The 3,072-nt window shown below is 73.6% G+C and carries 4 protein-coding genes and 1 pseudogene; 2 read left to right on the top strand and 3 right to left on the bottom strand.

Annotation, left to right across the window (positions count from 1 at the left end; all coding sequences use genetic code 11):
* Positions 1-363, bottom strand: a 363-nt coding sequence (locus PROKR_RS20925) for a GNAT family N-acetyltransferase (protein ID WP_036966830.1), incomplete at its 3' end; no start/stop codon positions are given.
* An 87-nt stretch (positions 364-450) separates the two neighbouring features.
* Here PROKR_RS20925 and PROKR_RS20920 point away from each other — a divergent pair.
* On the top strand, positions 451-882 hold the full coding sequence (locus PROKR_RS20920) for an MGMT family protein (RefSeq protein WP_036966828.1): 432 nt from the start codon (positions 451-453) through the stop codon (positions 880-882).
* Positions 883-892: 10 nt separating this feature from the next.
* On the opposite strand, the gene PROKR_RS20915 is transcribed toward PROKR_RS20920, so the two are convergent.
* The gene (locus PROKR_RS20915; RefSeq protein WP_036966825.1) at positions 893-2,005 is read right to left on the bottom strand and encodes an LLM class F420-dependent oxidoreductase; all 1,113 of its coding nucleotides are present in this window, start codon (positions 2,003-2,005) and stop codon (positions 893-895) included.
* 103 nt (positions 2,006-2,108) lie between these two features.
* Here PROKR_RS20915 and PROKR_RS20910 point away from each other — a divergent pair, with 103 nt between their 5' ends.
* A complete protein-coding gene (locus tag PROKR_RS20910) occupies positions 2,109-2,501 on the top strand; it encodes an MmcQ/YjbR family DNA-binding protein (protein ID WP_036966822.1) in 393 nt (130 codons plus the stop codon).
* 22 nt (positions 2,502-2,523) lie between these two features.
* Here the strand turns inward: PROKR_RS20910 and PROKR_RS20905 are convergent.
* Positions 2,524-3,072: pseudogene (locus tag PROKR_RS20905) on the bottom strand (DUF1648 domain-containing protein); the annotation flags it as partial.

Raw genomic sequence — 3,072 nt, 5'->3', positions numbered from 1 at the left:
CGGCTCGCCGCGCTCGACGGAGCGCGCCAGGTGCAGGTCGATCATCGAGGTCAGCAGGCCGCGCCGGCGGTGCTGCGGGTGCACGCCCACCCAGGTCAGGCCCGCCGTCGGCAGCTCGGCGCCCGGCACGGGGAACCGCGCGAACGGGTAGGACGCGTGCATCGCCACGAGGCCGTCGGCGCCGTCCGTCTCGATGCCCACCGTGCGTTCCCAGGTGAGCGGCGACGGGAGGGCGTCGAGGTCGGCGTGCGAGTGGCCCGTGGGGAAGGCCCACGTGTCCAGCTCGGTCACGAGGCGCTGGTCGTCGGGGGTCAGCGTGCGCCAGCGGTACCCCGCCGGCAGGGCGATCTGGGGAAGTGCCATGAGCCGATCGTCGCACCAGCGGGCAAGCGGAATTCCGCCGGCCCCGCCGAAGTGGAGTCAGCCGCCGCCGCGTCTACGATCGCACCCGTGAACCAGCCGTCGTCCGGACCCCCGCTCACCGACGTCGAGGAGTACGCCGCCGCCGTGCTCGACGTCGTCCGCAGCATCCCCTCCGGCCGCGCCATGACCTACGGGCTCATCGCGGAGATCGTCGGCGAGGAGCTCGGCCGCGGCGGCCCGCGTCAGGTCGGGAGCGTCCTGGCGGGCTCGGGCAGCAGGTACGCGCACCTCGTCCCGGACGGGGACGGCGGCGGGGCGGGGGAGGACGGCGGGCCGGCCGGCGGCGACGGTGTGCCCTGGTGGCGCGTGGTCAACGCCGCGGGCTCCCCGCCGCCGCACCACCTGACCGAGGCCCTGGACGCGCTGCGTGCCGAGGGCTGCCCGCTCTCCAAGGACGGCCGCCGTGTGAACCTCCGGCGCGCGGTCTGGTTCCCGGAGGACGACGAGCCGAACCGCTGAGTGCCGGATCTCAGGCCTTGGACGGGGCGACCCTCGCGAGGAGCGAGCCCGCCGTCGACCGGGCCCGCCCGGCCAGGGACGTGTCCTGCGTCGCGGCGAGGAGTGCGAGCATCGAGGCCGGGTCGCCCTGCACGAGCAGCGTCGTGATCGCGGTCTTCTCCCACGTGGGCAGCTCGCGGCGGATCTTGTCGGCCGGCCCGACCAGCGCGATCTCCTCGACGAGTTGTGTCGGCACGGCCGCGGCCGCCTCCTCCTTGCGCCCGGCGAGGTAGAGCTCCTGCACCTTGTCGAGCGGCTCCTTGTAGCCCAGCCGGTCGAGCGACTGCTTGTGGAAGTTCGCCTCCTTGGCGCCCATCCCACCCGCGTACAGCGCGATGTGCGGCCGGATGACGTCGGCAGCGGCCTCGACGTCGTCCCGCACGACCACGGGGACCGTGGCGCACACCTCGAACCGGTCGGCCGCCGAACGCTCCTCGGAGCGGACGTCGAAGCCCTCGGCCAGCAGTGCGCGGAACTCGTCGTCCATGCGGGGCGCGTAGAAACCGGCCATCCAGCCGTCCGCGATCTCGGCGGCCAGCGCCACGTTCTTGGGCCCCTGCGCGGCCAGCACGATCGGGATCTCGGGGCGGAACGGGTGCACCGTCGGCTTGAGGGCCTTGCCCAGCCCGGTCGCGCCCTCGGCGTCGGCGGACAGCGGGAGCTGGTAGAACGACCCGTCGTGCGTCACGGGCGCCTCGCGGCGCATGACCTGCCGCACGATGTCCACGTACTCGCGGGTCCGGGCCAGCGGCCGCTTGTACGGCTGCCCGTACCAGCCCTCGACCACCTGCGGGCCGGAGGCGCCCAGCCCGAGCACGAACCGGCCCCTGGACAGGTGGTCCATCGTCAGGGCCTGCATGGCGGTCGCCGTCGGTGTGCGGGCGGAGATCTGGGCGATGCCCGTGCCCAGTCGCACGTTCCGGGTACGGGAGCCCCACCAGGCCAGGGGCGAGAACGCGTCGGAACCGTAGGCCTCGGCGGTCCACACCGAGTCGAGGCCGAGCTTGTCGGCGGCCACGATGAACTGCTGGATGCCCTTCGGGGGCCTGCGGGACCAGTAACCGGTCTGGAATCCGATGCGCATGGGGTTCACCTCGTCGTGGGAACGGCTTATCTGGGACGGCGCGTCCCAGGTACTGCCCACACCCTACCGGTCCTGCGGCGGCCGTTGTGGTTACGGTGGTCCCGTGGCCACCTACGACGACGTCGCCCGGCTCGCCCTCGCGCTCCCCGAGACCTCCGAGGGCCTGAGCTACCGCCACCGTGCCTGGTCGGTCGGCACCAAGGCGTTCGCCTGGGAACGCCCCTTCACCAAGGCCGACCTCAAGCGGTTCGGTGACGAGCCGGTGCCGGAGGGCCCGATCCTCGGCGTCCGGGTCGAGGACCTGGGGGAGAAGGAGGCGATCCTGGCGGAGGGCCGGCCGGGGTTCTTCACCATCGCGCACTTCGACGGCTTCGCCGGGATGCTGATCCAGCTCGATGTCATCGCCGACGCAGGGCTGCGCGAGGCCCTGGTCGACGCATGGCTCGCGGCGGCGCCGCCGAAGCTGGCCCAGGAGCACGCGGACCGGCTGCGGTAGCCGTACTTCCCCGGACCCTGGCTCAGTCGTCCTGGGGCTCGGACCCGGGCCGCGCTCGCTCCGCCATCGTGTTTAGCAGCGCTGCCGCCTCGGCGGCGCCGTCCACCGTGACCACGAACCCGCGACCGCCGGTCCGATCGACCGCAAGGGCCTCGCCCTTGCTCAGGACGACGCCGGTGCGGCCCGACCCGTCGAGCGCCACCCGCCAGCCCCAGCCGCCGTAGTCGCCCAACGGGTTCACCTGCGTGGCGGACGCGACCAGCACCTCGCCCGCGGGTATCCGGGTGCCCGGCCAGCCAAGCGTCGAGCGCACGGTGAGCCCGGAGCTGTCGACGCGGACCGTGAACGAGAGCATCGCCAGGAAGAGGAGCACGAGGATCGCAGGCACGACGAGCATCGCCCAGAACTGCGTCACCACGGTCAGCACCGCGCAGACGAGCGCTGCGCCGAGCTGGAGCGCCAGGCCTGTCGGGGTCGTGGTGGCCCGCCCGATCCACGCCGCCCGCTCGCCGGGCGCCAGCTCCGCCCTGGCCGCCCGGGAGTCGACGGGCTCCGTCGCGGGCAGGGGCCG

The sequence above is a fragment of the Promicromonospora kroppenstedtii DSM 19349 genome (assembly GCF_000515355.1).
Classification (GTDB): Bacteria; Actinomycetota; Actinomycetes; order Actinomycetales; family Cellulomonadaceae; genus Promicromonospora; species Promicromonospora kroppenstedtii.
Note: the sequence above shows the minus strand (reverse complement) of the source record. Positions and strands in the feature narration are given on the sequence as shown.

Coding starts and splice junctions, on each gene's coding strand:
- PROKR_RS20915 (WP_036966825.1), bottom strand. CDS start 2,005: ATGCGCATCGGATTCCAGACCGGTTACTGGTCCCGCAGGCCCCCGAAG.